This is a genomic window from Pseudoalteromonas sp. SG45-3, assembly GCF_014164075.1.
GTDB lineage: Bacteria > Pseudomonadota > Gammaproteobacteria > Enterobacterales > Alteromonadaceae > Pseudoalteromonas > Pseudoalteromonas distincta.
In genome coordinates, this window is the sequence record NZ_JACJEN010000004.1 from 60,800 (window position 1) to 76,398 (window position 15,599).

Consider the following 15,599-nt stretch of genomic DNA (forward strand, 5'->3'; position numbering starts at 1 on the left):
CGTTACTGCTCCTTCGTTTCTTCTCGTAGTAAAAGTTGCTGCTCAATCGTTGCTAACGATGAGAGGGTTTCTTGCATTTTATTATTAAGTGCTTGCTGCTCTTTTTTAGCATTTATTTGCATAGTTACTTGCTGCTTTTGAAGCCATAAATATTGCTTTATGTCATCAGGCCAAAAGTAAGCAAGATCGAGCTTTAGCAACTGAGTCATTACCGTATTTGGATCATTATTTATGTTTAAGCACATAAATTTAAAAAAGCGTTTAAGCTCGTTTTCGCCTGTAAAAACATTTTTGCTAGGTACCAATTTAAACCCGCCACACTGATTAGCGTGCCATGCAATAACTTGCTCTGCAGGAGGATAGCTTGGTTCAATTTTTGGTCTAGGTTTTGGACTAGGGTTACTGTTTTTGTCGGTCGTTTTTTTTGTATCGACCACAGGTGCAGGTGTAATTGACACACGCTCTTCTTGCCCATTATTAATTTCACAACCTGATATAACCATGCTGCTACTGAGCACACATAAAATAGCGATTAAACGCAAGCGCATGTTAATTAACTCCTAGATTTTTTGTTATGGGAATTTTAATTGAAAACCGGCAACCATGTGGCTCGTTATGCTCAACACTAAGTGTACCTCTTAGCTGTTCAACAGACTCTTTTACAATAGTTAAACCCAGCCCACTGCCTTGCAGCGTAACATTTTTACTGTGTTTACCTTGATAAAATGCGCTGAAAATTTGAGTTTTTTCTTGCTCTTTAATACCGCACCCTTTATCAAGTACAACGATACAAAGCTGGTTTTGCTCAAGCGCTAAATTAATAGTAACGCTTTGCTTATCTTGTGAAAATTTTAAGCCATTTGAAATAAGCTGAATTAAAATCATCTCAATAAGCTCACTAGGTAAAGCAAGCGGTTTGTTAGGTAAAGTATTTTGCCACTGCAGAGCTTGCTGACGCGCAGTTAAGCGATGCTCAAAATGGCTATTAATTTTATTAATAAGAAGACTAAATTCAACTTCGCTTAGGCTATCTTTACTGGTGCGAATAGCATTATAACTCAGCAAGCTGTCAATCATTGTACGAAGGCGCACCATAGATTGGCTAATAAGCTCAAGCACTGCTTTTTGCTCAGCGGTAATTGGACCTACTATTTCATCAGTTAATAAGTCAGTGCCTTCGACCATTGAAGCAAGCGGCGTTTTTAGCTCATGAGTTACATGGCGTAAAAAAGTATCTTTTTGCTGCTCAAGCATATGAAGCTGTTCTTGTACCCATTGGAGCTTTTCTCCTAGCTCAACAAGCTCAGCTGAACCTTTCACAGATATTTTTTGCTGCCAATGCCCCTGCCCAAGCTTATCAATAACCGTAGTTAACCCTTTTAGCCGCCCACTTATGCGCCATAAAAAACCTCCCCCAACAATTAAAGTCAGTGGGATAAGTGCCACCAGCCAGTTTATAAATGACGCTTGCAGGCTTGTAAGCTCATTTTGGTTATTGGTAATTTGCGCTTCGTTTTTATCACGTAACCATAAAGTAAGTTCAGCAATTAAATCGCTCACTGGCACAAATAGCTCAGCTTGTTGTTGTTTTTGCTCAACGAGTTTTACATGCGCGGTTTGTAAGGTGGTATATAAGCGTTGCCATTGGTTGATATACTCTTTATTCGTGTTTACAAATTTGAGTTCATCAATGCTTTGTAGGGATGATTGCCATTTATCGACAATGAGCTTATCAAGCGATTCACTTTTTAATACCCAGTTTTGCCTAGTAGCGCGTTCAAGGCTGTTGAGTTCTTGCTTTAAAGTGTTAAACGATTTGGTAACTTGGTAGTTGCTACTCACAATACTTTGAGTAACCGCTAATTGCTTATTAAGCGCATTTAAAAATACGATCACCACTATAGAAAGCGGCAGTAACGAAAGCAGCATACTCATTGCAAATTGCCCAATTAAATTAGGCCGCCAGTTAAGCATTGCTTGGTATTTTTTAGCTATGGTTGCTGGCATTTCGTTTAGTCCTTTTAAGTTAAGCGTTCTATTATTAAGTGCTTACCTTATACACTAGCTGAACCAGCAATTATATTTAATACGATTAACAGCCAGCACTACAAAACAATGTGTCGCCAAATAGAGACAACGTAACTCGTTGATTTTAATAAACTCCCTTTTAACCCCATTAAATAGTGTTGCAAAAGGCGCACAAAAATTACAATAAACCCAGTAAAAACTTCTCACTGGCTTAAAGCTAAAACAATAACCAATTGAAAAATAACAACAATTATTATTGGCACCATTTTTGTAATAGGAGTAATAACTTTAATCAATAAGGAAATAATTATGAACAAACGCATTTTAGTAATTTCATCATTACTGGCTTTAGGCTTTTTAGGCGCTAATGCACACGCAATGGACGTTCACGCGACTTTTAACGAACTTGATAAAGACAGTAACGGCACATTAAGTGAAGCCGAAGCAGGTGAAGATGCTGTGTTACACGAGAATTTTTCTCAAATTGATACTAATCAAGATGGGCAATTGTCGCTAGATGAATTCAAAAAATTTATTCAATAAACTCATTTAATAAGGAACGTGATTATGAAACAACTTATAGCCGCTTTTTCATTAATGTTTTTAGCAATTAGTGCCACCGTAATTGCATCGCCAACAAATGTGCGTTTTGCCCACTTAGATAAAGACATGGACGGACAAATATCAATTGCAGAAGCAAAGGAAGATAAGGAAGTAATGAGACAATTTGCCGACTTAGATGAAGACGGTGATGAAAAGGTCTCAAAAAAGGAATTTGAAAGCTTTAAACCTTAATGAGTAATTACTGATTAAGCTTTACTTAAGCTTGTTATAGGTAAACTGGAATTAAAAGCATTTGCCATAATCCCTGAGGGAGTGTGTAAAAGGATTTAATGTTGGGAGTTAAATTACGGCAAGTGCTTTTTCCTTTTCACTTTATTTTAGCCACAAACTTTAAATACATCTTTTGGAAGGAACACCATGAAGATACTTCCCCTTATTATAAGCATCTTAATGCTATTAAGCTTTGATGCCGCTGCACTTGATGTAAAGCAACGCTTTGATCACCTCGATAGCGACAAAAGTGGCTATTTAACGCATGACGAACTTGATCCCCAACCACAACTATTAAACACATTTGTAAAATGGGACAAAAACCAAGATAACCAAATTTCGTTAATCGAATTTAAAAATTACCTTACCAATAACCTCTACTGAGTATTTTTCATGAAAAAAACAAGCTATATAGCGCTTTTTGCGTTTAGTATTTTTAGCACATTAGGCTTTGCTGCAAGCAACAATGTTGCAGAGCAATTTGAAAAACTTGATAGAAACCAGGATGGTTTTTTAACACGTTCAGAAACCGCTGTAGACCCCGCTTTGTGGTCTCGATTTTCAAGCTATGATCAAGACAAAGACGGCAAGCTAACGCTAAGTGAATACAGTTTATATGCAAGTAAGTAGTCTTATAGCTAGGTACACAAACACCTAGCTTATTATATTTATACTATTAATTACGTTCAGACTTTATTTTTAGAACAATGCGCTAAGTACTCTGCATCAGTAGGTTTTGGGCTCACCATAAAATCCATTTTGAGATAAGTTAGAATCGGTTGCTTACTCGTATTTTCAACTGTCGGTTTCCAGCGCCATAAACCCACAGCAGCTGCCGCATCAATATCAAACACGCCCTCAGGGTAAGACGAGACAACCTTATACCCTTGGACTTCACCTTGTGAATTAATTAACATAGCAAACTCAACACAGCCTTAAATACTTTTCTTTGCAGCTTCTATCTGACATCGCGGCTCAACTCTTTTAGCAACATCCCAGTATTCACCTACCTTACTTCGCAGTTCAGGACTTGATAAATCAATAAAACTCGGCATTTCATCGTTTACTTGTTTATCAGACATTGAGCTACAGGCTGTCAGCATCATGCTCAAGGGAGTAATAAATAGAGAGCTTTCATAGCATTCCCTTATTAATTCGTTATAAATAATTTTTTAAGTAGTTGCATCAATTACCTGTTATGCAAACGCACCACCAAAGTGAGATATATAAATACTCCACTTAAAATCTTATGACTTTCTTCTTTCTCCCGTTATTTGAAATGCTTCGCCAGCCGGACAATTCTTTAAATATTTTTCACCTACTGGTTTTGAGTCAATAGTGAAATCAATTCTAATATGAGTAAGAACAGGCTGTTTAGCTACATTTACGTTAGTAGGCAACCAGGCCCATGTACTTAAAGATTGAGCTGCGGCTTCATCAAATAACCCTTTAGGATATGAGGAGGTTACTTTATATCCTTGCGCCCTACCCTCAGAATTAATGATAGTCATGAGTTCTACACAACCTGCAAGACCTTTTTTTGCAGCAGCTATTGGATATTGTGGTTCTGTTCTTGTTAAAATATTCCAATAGTCTTTCACCCTATCGCGCAGCTCAACACTTGATAAATCTATATAATCTAGCTTTTCAACAGTTTCCTCTGTCGTAGGTGTTGCTCCACATGCCGCAAGTAATGAAGTTAATGGGAGTAATAAATAGAGGGCTTTCATAGCGTTTCCTTATGCTTTATTGATTGTTTTACATACTAAATAATCACATCAATTACCTATTTTGTAAACAGTTAGTAAAGAGAAAAACCTTATAATGAGGCCTATCAATTCATTGGTATTATAAAATCAAGTTTGTTAATGTAAGTAAATTAACAATAAAAATTAAGTAACCATGTCGCTCAAAAAAATAATCAAACCACTCATACTAGCCAGCCTTTGCGCTAGTTCTAGTTACACTCTTGCACAAACAAAAGTAATTTATAACGCAAATGGTTATACCCCTTTATACCAAGGTGAAGTACAGCAGTTTACTACCCTCGTTATTAAAAATGGCAAGGTAGTAAAACTAGGTAGCGATACACTTAAAGATAGCTACCCAGATGCCAAGCTAATTGACGCGCACGGTAATACCTTATTACCAGGCTTAATTGATGCTCATGGGCACGTTATTGGCCTTGGCGATAATTTATCGCAACTTGATGTACGCGGTGCAAAATCGGTTGATGAAGTAACGAATAAACTAAAAGTATTTGCCGATAACAAACAAGGTTGGATTACAGGACGAGGTTGGAACCAAGAGCTTTGGTCTGATACACGCTTTCCTACTGCTAAAGATTTAGACAAAGTAGTTAACGATCGACCTGTGGTGCTTTCTCGAGTTGATAGCCACGCCGTTTGGGTTAATTCAAAAGCGCTCGAACTTGCAGGTATTACCGCCCAAACAAAAGCACCTGAAGGCGGTGAGATAATTAAAGACGAATTTGGCAATCCTACGGGTATTTTTGTAGACAAAGCAGAATCGCTAATTACCCAGTATATGCCAGCCCCTTCAAAACAAGATATAAGTGACTCACTTGATGCAGCAGGTAAACATTTATTAAGTTTAGGCATTACCTCTACTCACGATGCAGGTATTGATAAAACCACATGGGAGGTTTATAAAGAGCGCGGCGACCTTGGTAATTTACCACTACGTATTGTGGCAATGTTAAGTGGTGCAAGCCCTGATTTAGACACAATGTTAAAGGCAGGCCGATACCACGACAAAAATGACTTTATGGAAATTCGCAGTGTTAAAGTTTACGCCGATGGCGCACTGGGCTCTCGTGGTGCAGCACTTATTGAAGAATATGCAGACAGACCTGGTCACCATGGTTTAATGCTTGAAACGCAAGAGAAACTCGAAGCACTCTTTACACAAAGCTTTAAAAGCGGCTTTAGCGCAAATACTCACGCCATTGGCGACAAAGCAAATAAAGTAGTACTTGATGCCTATCAAAATGTGTTTAAAAAAACGGGCGGTATATTACTGCGAAACCGAATAGAGCACGCCCAAATTGTAACCCCTGATGATATCCCTCGCTTTAAAGCGTTAAAAATAATCCCTTCAATGCAGCCGGTACATGCCACTTCTGATATGCATATGGCAGAGCAGCGTTTAACTGAAAAACAACTAAGCGGCGCCTACGCGTGGCAAACATTTTTACAGCAAGGTTCGGTTGTTGCAGCGGGCTCTGATTACCCTGTAGAGCTTGCAAATCCATTTGATGGTTTGTATTCAGCCATTACACGCATGGATCATAACAAACTACCGGAAAACGGCTGGCGTGCAAGTGAAGTACTAAGCCGCGAAGATGCATTACGTGCATTTACTCTTGGCGGCGCCTATGCAGCTCATCAAGAATTTAAGGTAGGTAGTTTAGAAAAAGGTAAATGGGCCGACTTTATTTTAATTGATAAAGACTACTTTAAAGTGCCTCTTGAGGAGATCTACAAAACAAACGTACTGCAAACATGGGTAGCAGGAATAAAGCGATACGAAAAAACTAAGACAGAAAATACCACCGAAAAATAAAACTAAAAAAGGGTTAACGCAAGTTAACCCTTTTTGGTTGTGTAGGAAGGCACTTTTAGCTAAACATGTTTTTCACATCTTTTAGCATGTCGTTGTACTCATCACTTGTGAATAATTGCATAGACGGTATAACGCCTTTGTCTATATACGTTTGCAGCGCTGCAGACTTATCAGAAACCTGTAACGTGCCCTCTAAAATAGCCCCTACTCGAATAAAATCCACGTAACTTACTTTTTCAGGTTTGTAACTTGGGTCAGCCCAGCTCTGAGCTACATCAACAAACTCTTTAGGGAATTCCCACGCTTGCATAATAGATGAGCCAACCTTTCCGCTAAGCTTTTGAATTGCATGAGCCAAAAAGCTTGGATTAGCAAATACCTCTGGGTGGCGCTCAGCTTCAGTTAAAATTGGTAATACACCAATATTATAAACAAGTGCGGCGAGTGTAATAGAATCGCGGTTTAGTGACGTGTGCTTACTATTTTTTAAATAAAACTCCATGAGTGATATTGAATGGCTAGCAACGGTTAATGTTTTTTGCCATGCCTTACCCATGTAGCCTTTAATTAGCTCATTATTTGATACAAATAATTGTTCCATAGCCATAGCTGTAGCAATGTTTTTAATTTGACGTAATCCAATACGAGTCACTGCTTGTTGTAAATTAGATACTTTTACAGAACGTCCCATAATCGCACTATTAGCTACTTTTATCATACGAGCTGAAAGCGCTGGATCTTGTGAGATTACATCTGACATTTGGATTAAATTCACATCTGGGTTATCTGCAGCTTGGCGAACCTTAATCGCTACTTCAGGTAGCGTTGGTAAAACCAACGTATCGTTATTTATTCTATCGACTAGAATCGTTAATAAAGCGTTTTCTGTAGACATAAAGCTGCCATCCTTTTGTGTTCAGCCTGTAAAGTAACTGCAAACTCAAGCAGTTAATTTTCGTATTAGTAATATAATTAGTATTGTCTAACTTACCGATAAAGTTAAGAAAATTATAGAAGTTTATTTTTATTTATAATGCTTTACCGCTCATGCTTGCCTTACAACGCCAAATACTTGCTATTTACCATTTAGTTTTGCTTTAATGCACTCACAATAAGGAAGCGTTTGTACATACTTAATATTTTAACTAAAGCAGTACAAATTATTAAACTTACTTTTTAACAGGCAATATAATGATCTTAAATAAAATTAGCCAAGCAATTATGCTCTCTGGTGTTGTTTTTCTTAGCGCATGTTCTGAACAAGCGCCGTCTTCTACCGACAACACAGCCGTAGAGCTTGCTCAAAAAAGCAGTGCACAGTCAGGCCCTAAACTTATTAATGCAGATAAACAACGTTTAGATATTTACACCGACTTTAGCTTACAAAGTGATTTATCGCACTTAAGCAATAATCAACGAGCAATGGTTGCAAAGCTTATTGACGCTTCAAAAATAATGGATGAGTTATTTTGGAAGCAAGCATTTGGTGAAAATAAAGATGCTTTTTTAGCAAAACTAAACGATGAAAAAGTACGTAAATTTGCTGATATTAACTATGGTCCATGGGATCGTTTAAATGGTGATGAAGCATTTTTATCCAGCTATAAAGAAAAACCTCTTGGCGCACAGTTTTACCCTGCTGATATAACCAAAGAAGAGTTAAACAATGCAGACGTTGAAGACAAAACAGGGCTTTATTCTGTAATTAAGCGTGATGAGCAAGGTAAGCTTTACAGCGTGCCTTATTCAAAAGAATACGCTGATGAGCTTGCAAAAGCCGCTGATATTTTACGTGAAGCAAGCAAACTTGCTGACGATAAAGAATTTGCTAACTATCTAAACTTGCGTGCCGATGCCCTACAAAAAGATGACTTTCAAGTATCTGACTTTGCTTGGATGGATATGAAAAATAACCCAGTAGATGTGGTTATTGGTCCAATTGAAACTTATGAAGATCAATTATTCGGTTACCGCGCAGCTTATGAATCTTACGTACTTATTAAAGATTTAAAATGGAGCGAACGCTTAGCTAAGTTTGCAGCATTTTTACCTGAACTTCAAAAAGGCTTACCTGTAGATGCTAAGTACAAACAAGAAGTACCAGGCTCTGACGCCGACCTAAATGCATATGATGTTGTTTACTACGCTGGGCATTCAAACGCAGGTAGTAAAACAATAGCAATTAACTTACCAAACGATGAGCAAGTACAGCTAGAAAAAGGAACTCGTCGTCTGCAACTTAAAAACGCAATGCGTGCTAAATTTGATAAAATTTTAGTGCCAATTTCAGAGCAGTTAATTGTACCAGAGCAGCGTAAACACATTACTTTTGACGCATTTTTTGCCAATACGATGTTCCATGAAGTGGCTCACGGTTTAGGTATTAAAAATACAATCACAGGTAAAGGTACTGTTCGTCAATCACTACAAGAACACGCAAGTGCCCTTGAAGAAGGTAAAGCCGATATTTTAGGTCTATACATGATTGAACAGTTACTTAAAAAAGGCGAAATTACTGAAGGCACTATTGAAGATTATTACACGACCTTCATGGCAGGTATATTCCGCTCAGTTCGTTTTGGCGCATCAAGCGCGCATGGTAAAGCAAATATGATCCGCTTTAACTTTTTTGCTCAAGAAGGTGCTTTTTCTAAAAATGAAGAAGGCTTATACCGCGTTAATATGGAAAAAATGAGCATTGCAATGGCTAAGCTTTCTCGCTTAATTTTAACCTTACAAGGTGATGGCGATTACGAAAAAGTAGATCAACTAATTGCAACGCATGGCGACATTAAAGAAGAGCTTGCTAAAGACTTAGAAAAACTAAGTAAAGCTAATATCCCTGTAGATGTAACATTTAAGCAAGGTAAGGAAATACTAGGGCTTAAATAAGTTTAGTTAAACTTAGTTAAACCCTAAAAAAGCGTTGCAGCTTATAACTGCAGCGCTTTTTTTAGCTCTGTGATTTGTAGATCTGTATAAGGCACTGCTGGGTGTTTACCCCATATTGGCGCAGGCCATGCAGCATCACTCGTAAAACGCGCAATATGATGAATATGCAACTGCGGCACCATATTACCTAAAGCCGCTATGTTTAATTTATCAGGTTTAAATACATCCATTAATAATTTACTTAGCTTGGCTGACTCTTTTAAATAAACAATTTGATCATCCTCAGATAAATCAATTATCTCTTTTAAGTTAGCCTGCCTAGGCACTAATACAAACCACGGATACAAGCTGTCGTTCAATAAAAGTACTTTACACAATGGCCAATCGGCAAGTTCTATACAGTCGCGTTTAAGTTCTGGCGCTAGTTTAAATTCAGGGTGAGTCATTGCTATGTCCTACTTTGTCTTTGATAATCGCCACTTTATAGCATTTAGTTGCAGTTGCACACGCTTGGCTTTACCATCAAAGCAATATTTATAATAAGCTAAGGCAACCTTGTGCTAAAAAAAATAAAACACCTCTCACTAGCTATACCGTTAATGGTTGGCGCTATTAGTGTTCAAGCAAAACCTTTATCGCTGGAGCGAATTTTTGACGATCCGAGCCTTTCTGGTAAATCACCTGTACAACTTAAATTTTCGCCTGACGGCAGCCGTGTAACTTACCTACAAGGCAAAAGCGATGACTACAACCGCTACGATTTATGGGAATACAATCTAAAAGATAACACCAACCGTGTGCTAGTTGATTCAGCAAAGTTATTTTCAGGCCCAGAAAACCTATCAGATGAAGAAAAAGCACGCCGCGAACGCCAACGTATTTTTGGTAAAGGCATACTTGAATACAAATGGTCTAAAGATGGCAAAGCACTTTTATTCCCACTCAATGGTGACCTTTATTATTACGATTTAGCCTCTGCTAAAAGTAAAAAACTAACCGACACTGAAACATTTGAAACCGATGCACGCTTTTCACCTAAAGGTAACTACGTATCGTTTATTCGAGAGCAAAACCTATTCGCTTTAGAGCTTGAATCTGGTAAAGAGATTCAGCTTAGTAAAGATGGCGGCGGCGTAATTAAAAACGGCATGGCCGAATTTGTTGCTCAAGAAGAAATGAGCCGTATGACAGGTTACTGGTGGTCAGGTGATGAAACTAAAATTGCCTATACCCGCGTTGACGAAACCCCTGTAAAAGAAGCTATCCGTAACGAAATTTACGCTGATGAAGTTAAATTATTTAACCAGCGCTACCCGTTTACAGGTACCGATAATGTTAAAATTCAACTTGGTGTGGTTAAGCTAAACGACCAAAAAGTAGATTGGATTGATTTAGGTAAAGATGAAGACATTTACATTGCACGCGCTAAATGGCTAAAAGACGGCAATACACTGTCGTACCAATGGCAAAATCGCTCGCAACATAAATTAGAACTGCGTTTTTATAACAGCGAAACTAAAGCCCAAAAAGTAGCGCTGACCGAAAATAGCGAAACGTGGATAAACCTACATTTTGATCTTGAGTTTTTAAAAGACAAAAAACACTTTGTATGGGCATCTGAGCGCGACGGTTTTAAACACTTATATCTGTATCGCACAAACGGTCAACTTGTTCGTCAAATCACCTCTGGTGATTGGGCTGTTGATAGCTTAAAAGGTATTGATGAGAAAAAAGGCATTGTGTATTTTGCCGGTCGAAAAGATACACCGCTTGAAAGCCATTTATACAGCGCGCCTTTATTTAAAAAAGGCGATTCTAAACGTATTACCGAAAAAGGTCAGTACCACAATGTTGTGCTAGCAAAGGACAATAAAACCTTTATCGATAATAGCTCTTCTGATAATAAACCAAACTCAGCAGCGCTTCGTAAAGTAAACGGCGAATTCATTACCTGGCTTGAAGAAAATAAGCTTGATAGTAACCATCCGCTTACCCCTTATTTAAGCGACTTAACAAAACCAGAATACGGCACAATTAAAGCCGAAGATGGCCAAGTTATGCATTACCGTTTATTTAAGCCTAGCAACATTACTGATGGCAAAAAGCACCCTGTTATTGTTAACGTATACGGCGGCCCGCATGCTCAACGAGTGACGAATAGCTGGCGCAGTAAAAACTTGTACTTTCAGTACATGGCGCAACAAGGTTATGTAATTTTTCAACTGGATAACCGTGGTTCGTACAACCGTGGTAAAAAGTTTGAAGATGCTATTTATAAACATTTAGGTGTGGTTGAAGTTGCCGATCAAATTAAAGGCGTAGAGTTTTTACGTACACTTGATTACGTTGACCCACAACGTATCGGTGTTTATGGCCACAGCTACGGCGGCTACATGGCGCTTATGACTATGTTTAAAGCGGGCGATTACTTTCAAGCCGGCGTATCAGGTGCTCCAGTAACCGATTGGGCTCTATACGATACACATTACACAGAGCGTTATTTAGGTCACCCCGATACAAATGCTAAAGGCTATGAAGACAGCGCAGTATTTCCATATGCTGATGGCTTAAAAGGCCCATTAATGATTTACCATGGAATGGCTGATGACAACGTATTGTTTACGCATTCAACTAAGTTATTTAAACAACTGCAAGATAACGAAAAACAGTTTGAAATGATGACCTACCCAGGCTCTAAGCACAGCCTACGCGGTAAACAAGTGCAAACACACTTACATCAAACAATTACAAACTTCTTTAATCGCCATTTTGACGTTAAATAAGCAAGTAAAGTAATAACAGACTAAAGGCTGATTGATAAATCAGCCTTTTTTTTGCATTAATAGGCGTTAAGCCTAGATTAAACTCTTTTTTTAGCTACGCTTATTCTATGCGCTAAAGCGCACACTTTTTGAGGATAAATGTATGCCTAATCTACGAAGTTTTAGTATATCCCAGCGTTTTTCACTGTTAATAGCCATCGTTGTATTTGGACTAATAATACTTAGTATATCGAGCCTAACTCATCAATATAGTTCGCTAAAAGACGAGCAATACATAAAAACACAAAATGTAGTAGAAACGGCGTACAGTATAATCGAGCACTATTATGCGCTTGAACAAGATAACACTCTCACTCAACAACAAGCTCAATCACAAGCACTTAATGCAATAAAAGCACTGCGCTACGACAAAACCAATTACTTTTGGATTAACAATTACCAGCCAACAATGGTTATGCACCCTATAAAACCTGCGCTTGATGGAAAAGATTTAACTAATAACAAGGACCCTGACGGCAAAGCATTGTTTGTTGATATGGTAAATATAGTTAAACGCTCTGGCGAGGGATTTATCCCTTATAAATGGCCAAAACCAGGTAAAGATAAACCGGTTGAAAAAATCGCATTTGTTAAAGGTTTTAATCAATGGCAGTGGATTATTGGCTCGGGTGTTTACCTTGATTCAATTGAAGAAGCATTTAGCGAGCAACGTAACCTTATAGTCATCAGTGCAATAATTATGATTATTGCTGTTATTTTACTTAGTTACTTTATAGGTAAGAGTATTTTAATACCGACTCGCTTAGCAGCCGATATGATGAAAGACATTTCTCAAGGCGAAGGCGATTTAACCCGTAAATTAAATGAATCCGGTAATGATGAAATATCTGAACTATCACGTTCATTTAATTTATTTGCTCTAAAAATGCGAGAGTCACTTGTTCATGTAGCACAAAGTGCAAACGATGTAAGCGAACATGCGCATACAGTTGACGACTCAAGTAGAACAAGCCACTCATTTATTGAGCTTCAAAACGATAGTTCAACCCAAGTTGCAGCTGCCATGGAGCAAATGACTCACCAAATACACGATGTGAGCCGTAACGCTGAAGCAGCAGAGCAAGCAGCTAAGGATGCAGCACAAAACGCATCAACGGGTAAAAATGTGGTTGCGCAAACAATTACAGCAATAGAAACGCTCTCAAGCAACATTGAAACAGTAAGCCGTGTAACAGAAGATTTAGCCAACGAGAGCCATAATATAGGCTCTGTGCTTGATGTAATAAGAAGTATATCGGAGCAGACAAACTTACTGGCATTAAACGCTGCCATTGAGGCTGCTCGCGCAGGAGAGCATGGTCGAGGATTTGCTGTTGTTGCAGATGAAGTAAGAACACTGGCCAGTCGTACAGGGCAAAGTACTGACGAAATTCAAACCATGATCACTAAACTACAAGAAGGTGCAAAAGCAGCAGTAGAAGCAGTTAAATCAAGCCAAGCACTTTCAGTTTCTACCGTAGAGCAGGCGTCATCAGCCAATACTTCACTTAATGAAATAGAACGACTTGTTTCAATTATTACCGAAATGAACAGCCAAATAGCACGTGCCACAGAGCAACAAACGCAAGCTGCCGACGAGGTTAATTTGCGTATAAATGAGCTATCTCAATCAACTGAGCAATCATTAAATAATACTAAGCAGCTTACCGATGCCAGTGATAATCTCAAACAAAGTAGCGAAGGTCTTTCGAGCGTAGTTAATCGTTTTAAATTAGATTAATCGATAGCGTTCTCATAAAATGCAAAAGCCCTGAATTAACAGGGCTTTTTTATTACATGTAAGTTTTTAGCTTACAAACAATAACGTGCAAACAAGCTCGTTACTGATGCAGCTGTTGGCTTACCATGCTGCCAATCACCGCCTTCAACACCGCTACCTGCTATATCCATATGAACATAAGGTAGAGGCTGTGCAGAGTCATTACCGTGCTTATCAAGCCCACCAACAATAGCCATAAACGCCATAGGGAACTGATGTCCACGAGCAGTAACGGCAGATGCTGCGTTATTGCTAGATAAAACATCGTCAGCTAGCGTACGTGGTTTAATAAAGTCGTAGTCTTCACGGCGTGAACGCGATACTTCAGCGCCATCGGCCCACAAATCTCCAAGGTCAGCTATTTGACGTGAGACACCAGCACTACGAGCTGGACCATTTTCAACATACGCACCGTAAGGACCCATTGCACGTGCCGCATGACCCGTTAATGTAGCAACAGTAAACAGCGTTGGGTTAATCTCACCTTTAGCTAAATCTTTCATTTCGCTAAGCAGGTCGCCCATTGCTAAACGCCCTTCTGCATCGGTATTACCAATACGTACACGAACACCTTCACGGCTAGTAATAATTTCATCTGGCACAAAACAATCTGAGCCAATAGAGTTGCGAACAACAGCTAAGTACGAGACCACTTTAACGCCTTTAGGCTGATAATCAGCAACGGCTTTCATAAAGCCCGCAACAGAAGCTGCGCCGCCTTTATCACGGCTCATGCCTGCCATATGGCCGCCTACTTTTAAATCTGCACCGCCTGTATCGTATACAAGGCCCTTACCTACAAACATAAGTGTGCGAGTAATTTCGCCCTCTGGTATATATTCAAGCTTAACAACACGGGGGTGATGGCGCTCAACTGCATACGATGCGCGAGCAACTGTACTTAGCATTGGGTAGTTTTTATCAATAGCTGCAATATCATCAATTACGTCAACTGCAATGTTTGAGTCTTTAAACAATTCAACACAGTAATCAGCAAAACGTGGGGGAGCCATACGCTCAGGTTCAGTGCCACACAGGTCACGCGCTGCATATTGGCCTGCTGCAATTGCATTAACAGCTTTAATAGTTTGCTCGCTTGCGCCAACTAAACCAATCTGTGTAATAGGTTCAATGCTTTCACCGTGATATTCACGCGCTTCTAATGGCTGCCATAAGGCTTGGCAAGCGCCTAAATAAGCAACTTCTAAAGCATGCTGATAACGGCTATCGCCATTTAAATTTGTTAAAAATAATGCAGGGTTAACACTGCCCGACGCTTTTGCTTCGTTAATTGCTAATTTAGCAGCATCAAAATAACGACGCACGTCGTCGTAATCTCTATTTAACGGACCGGTTGGCGCAAGTACAACGCGCTTGTTTTCAATTACTAATAAAGTAACTTGCTTACCGATGCGAGAATCTACGTTTGCTTGAGCTAAAATAGCATCACGTAATGAGTTATTTGGTAACTGAGAAAAGTCATTACTAATAATAATAAGCGCATCATGAGATGTGCATTCAAGGCTTGCACTAACCGCTTGAGGGTATGCCATAAATAAGGTCCTGTTAGAAAACATAAGCCCCTATTATCGTCGATTTAAATATTGAAGACCAGCAAGGAGCGATGAGCTAATCACATAACCTATCAATAAATGGCA

The 15,599-nt window shown here is 38.9% G+C and carries 16 protein-coding genes; 8 read left to right on the forward strand and 8 right to left on the reverse strand.

The window, feature by feature from the left end; all coding sequences use genetic code 11:
- Window positions 1-2: 2 nt before the first annotated feature.
- Window positions 3-548 carry a hypothetical protein gene (locus H5126_RS06375; protein ID WP_182672836.1) on the reverse strand — a complete coding sequence of 182 codons (546 nt, stop codon included), beginning with the start codon at window positions 546-548 and terminating at the stop codon, window positions 3-5.
- 1 nt (window position 549) lies between these two features.
- Window positions 550-2,007, reverse strand: a complete 1,458-nt coding sequence (locus H5126_RS06380; protein ID WP_182721464.1) for a sensor histidine kinase KdpD — start codon at window positions 2,005-2,007, stop codon at window positions 550-552.
- Window positions 2,008-2,337: 330 nt separating this feature from the next.
- Here H5126_RS06380 and H5126_RS06385 point away from each other — a divergent pair, with 330 nt between their 5' ends.
- The 4 genes from H5126_RS06385 (at window position 2,338) to H5126_RS06400 (ending at window position 3,492) form a co-directional block, all read left to right on the forward strand.
- Complete coding sequence (locus tag H5126_RS06385; protein ID WP_002961641.1) at window positions 2,338-2,571, forward strand: EF-hand domain-containing protein; 234 nt, start codon at window positions 2,338-2,340, stop codon at window positions 2,569-2,571.
- A 24-nt stretch (window positions 2,572-2,595) separates the two neighbouring features.
- A complete protein-coding gene (locus H5126_RS06390; protein ID WP_024597597.1) occupies window positions 2,596-2,823 on the forward strand; it encodes a hypothetical protein in 228 nt (75 codons plus the stop codon).
- A 186-nt stretch (window positions 2,824-3,009) separates the two neighbouring features.
- Window positions 3,010-3,246 (forward strand): calcium dependent protein, encoded by a 237-nt coding sequence (locus H5126_RS06395; RefSeq protein ID WP_033021630.1) that lies wholly within the window; start codon window positions 3,010-3,012, stop codon window positions 3,244-3,246.
- Between the two features lie 9 nt (window positions 3,247-3,255).
- The gene (locus H5126_RS06400) at window positions 3,256-3,492 is read left to right on the forward strand and encodes a calcium-binding protein (protein WP_002961647.1); all 237 of its coding nucleotides are present in this window, start codon (window positions 3,256-3,258) and stop codon (window positions 3,490-3,492) included.
- Window positions 3,493-3,548: 56 nt separating this feature from the next.
- Here the strand turns inward: H5126_RS06400 and H5126_RS21445 are convergent, their stop codons facing one another.
- The 3 genes from H5126_RS21445 to H5126_RS06410 all read right to left on the reverse strand — a co-directional run bounded on the left by H5126_RS21445 (window position 3,549) and on the right by H5126_RS06410 (window position 4,592).
- The gene (locus tag H5126_RS21445) at window positions 3,549-3,779 is read right to left on the reverse strand and encodes an energy transducer TonB (protein ID WP_240915857.1); all 231 of its coding nucleotides are present in this window, start codon (window positions 3,777-3,779) and stop codon (window positions 3,549-3,551) included.
- 18 nt (window positions 3,780-3,797) lie between these two features.
- Entirely contained in the window at window positions 3,798-3,944 is a 147-nt protein-coding gene (locus H5126_RS21450; protein ID WP_240915858.1) for a hypothetical protein, read from the reverse strand.
- A gap of 165 nt (window positions 3,945-4,109) precedes the next feature.
- Window positions 4,110-4,592 (reverse strand): energy transducer TonB, encoded by a 483-nt coding sequence (locus H5126_RS06410; RefSeq protein ID WP_024597594.1) that lies wholly within the window; start codon window positions 4,590-4,592, stop codon window positions 4,110-4,112.
- Between the two features lie 172 nt (window positions 4,593-4,764).
- On the opposite strand from H5126_RS06410, the gene H5126_RS06415 reads away from it, so the two are divergent.
- Window positions 4,765-6,447: an amidohydrolase gene (locus tag H5126_RS06415; protein ID WP_182721465.1), complete on the forward strand. Its 1,683-nt coding sequence runs from the start codon at window positions 4,765-4,767 to the stop codon at window positions 6,445-6,447.
- A gap of 55 nt (window positions 6,448-6,502) precedes the next feature.
- Here H5126_RS06415 and H5126_RS06420 read toward each other — a convergent pair whose 3' ends face one another.
- The gene (locus tag H5126_RS06420; RefSeq protein WP_039485043.1) at window positions 6,503-7,342 is read right to left on the reverse strand and encodes an HDOD domain-containing protein; all 840 of its coding nucleotides are present in this window, start codon (window positions 7,340-7,342) and stop codon (window positions 6,503-6,505) included.
- A 296-nt stretch (window positions 7,343-7,638) separates the two neighbouring features.
- On the opposite strand from H5126_RS06420, the gene H5126_RS06425 reads away from it, so the two are divergent.
- Window positions 7,639-9,339 carry a dipeptidyl-peptidase 3 family protein gene (locus H5126_RS06425; RefSeq protein ID WP_182720824.1) on the forward strand — a complete coding sequence of 567 codons (1,701 nt, stop codon included), beginning with the start codon at window positions 7,639-7,641 and terminating at the stop codon, window positions 9,337-9,339.
- Window positions 9,340-9,380: 41 nt separating this feature from the next.
- On the opposite strand, the gene H5126_RS06430 is transcribed toward H5126_RS06425, so the two are convergent.
- Window positions 9,381-9,785: an HIT domain-containing protein gene (locus H5126_RS06430; protein WP_165743397.1), complete on the reverse strand. Its 405-nt coding sequence runs from the start codon at window positions 9,783-9,785 to the stop codon at window positions 9,381-9,383.
- A gap of 111 nt (window positions 9,786-9,896) precedes the next feature.
- On the opposite strand from H5126_RS06430, the gene H5126_RS06435 reads away from it, so the two are divergent.
- Window positions 9,897-12,122, forward strand: coding sequence for a S9 family peptidase (locus tag H5126_RS06435; RefSeq protein WP_182720825.1), 2,226 nt, complete (start codon window positions 9,897-9,899; stop codon window positions 12,120-12,122).
- Between the two features lie 142 nt (window positions 12,123-12,264).
- Complete coding sequence (locus H5126_RS06440; RefSeq protein WP_182695734.1) at window positions 12,265-13,902, forward strand: methyl-accepting chemotaxis protein; 1,638 nt, start codon at window positions 12,265-12,267, stop codon at window positions 13,900-13,902.
- A 71-nt stretch (window positions 13,903-13,973) separates the two neighbouring features.
- Here H5126_RS06440 and H5126_RS06445 read toward each other — a convergent pair whose 3' ends face one another.
- Window positions 13,974-15,494 carry a leucyl aminopeptidase family protein gene (locus H5126_RS06445; protein WP_182720826.1) on the reverse strand — a complete coding sequence of 507 codons (1,521 nt, stop codon included), beginning with the start codon at window positions 15,492-15,494 and terminating at the stop codon, window positions 13,974-13,976.
- Window positions 15,495-15,599: the final 105 nt, after the last annotated feature.

Excerpts from the sequence above, each read along its gene's own strand:
- H5126_RS06375 (WP_182672836.1), bottom strand. The coding sequence starts at position 548 with ATGCGCTTGCGTTTAATCGCTATTTTATGTGTGCTCAGTAGCAGCATG.
- H5126_RS06380 (WP_182721464.1), bottom strand. The coding sequence starts at position 2,007 with ATGCCAGCAACCATAGCTAAAAAATACCAAGCAATGCTTAACTGGCGG.
- H5126_RS06385 (WP_002961641.1), top strand. The coding sequence starts at position 2,338 with ATGAACAAACGCATTTTAGTAATTTCATCATTACTGGCTTTAGGCTTT.
- H5126_RS06390 (WP_024597597.1), top strand. The coding sequence starts at position 2,596 with ATGAAACAACTTATAGCCGCTTTTTCATTAATGTTTTTAGCAATTAGT.
- H5126_RS06395 (WP_033021630.1), top strand. The coding sequence starts at position 3,010 with ATGAAGATACTTCCCCTTATTATAAGCATCTTAATGCTATTAAGCTTT.
- H5126_RS06400 (WP_002961647.1), top strand. The coding sequence starts at position 3,256 with ATGAAAAAAACAAGCTATATAGCGCTTTTTGCGTTTAGTATTTTTAGC.
- H5126_RS21445 (WP_240915857.1), bottom strand. The coding sequence starts at position 3,779 with ATGTTAATTAATTCACAAGGTGAAGTCCAAGGGTATAAGGTTGTCTCG.
- H5126_RS21450 (WP_240915858.1), bottom strand. The coding sequence starts at position 3,944 with ATGTCTGATAAACAAGTAAACGATGAAATGCCGAGTTTTATTGATTTA.
- H5126_RS06410 (WP_024597594.1), bottom strand. The coding sequence starts at position 4,592 with ATGAAAGCCCTCTATTTATTACTCCCATTAACTTCATTACTTGCGGCA.
- H5126_RS06415 (WP_182721465.1), top strand. The coding sequence starts at position 4,765 with ATGTCGCTCAAAAAAATAATCAAACCACTCATACTAGCCAGCCTTTGC.
- H5126_RS06420 (WP_039485043.1), bottom strand. The coding sequence starts at position 7,342 with ATGTCTACAGAAAACGCTTTATTAACGATTCTAGTCGATAGAATAAAT.
- H5126_RS06425 (WP_182720824.1), top strand. The coding sequence starts at position 7,639 with ATGATCTTAAATAAAATTAGCCAAGCAATTATGCTCTCTGGTGTTGTT.
- H5126_RS06430 (WP_165743397.1), bottom strand. The coding sequence starts at position 9,785 with ATGACTCACCCTGAATTTAAACTAGCGCCAGAACTTAAACGCGACTGT.
- H5126_RS06440 (WP_182695734.1), top strand. The coding sequence starts at position 12,265 with ATGCCTAATCTACGAAGTTTTAGTATATCCCAGCGTTTTTCACTGTTA.
- H5126_RS06445 (WP_182720826.1), bottom strand. The coding sequence starts at position 15,494 with ATGGCATACCCTCAAGCGGTTAGTGCAAGCCTTGAATGCACATCTCAT.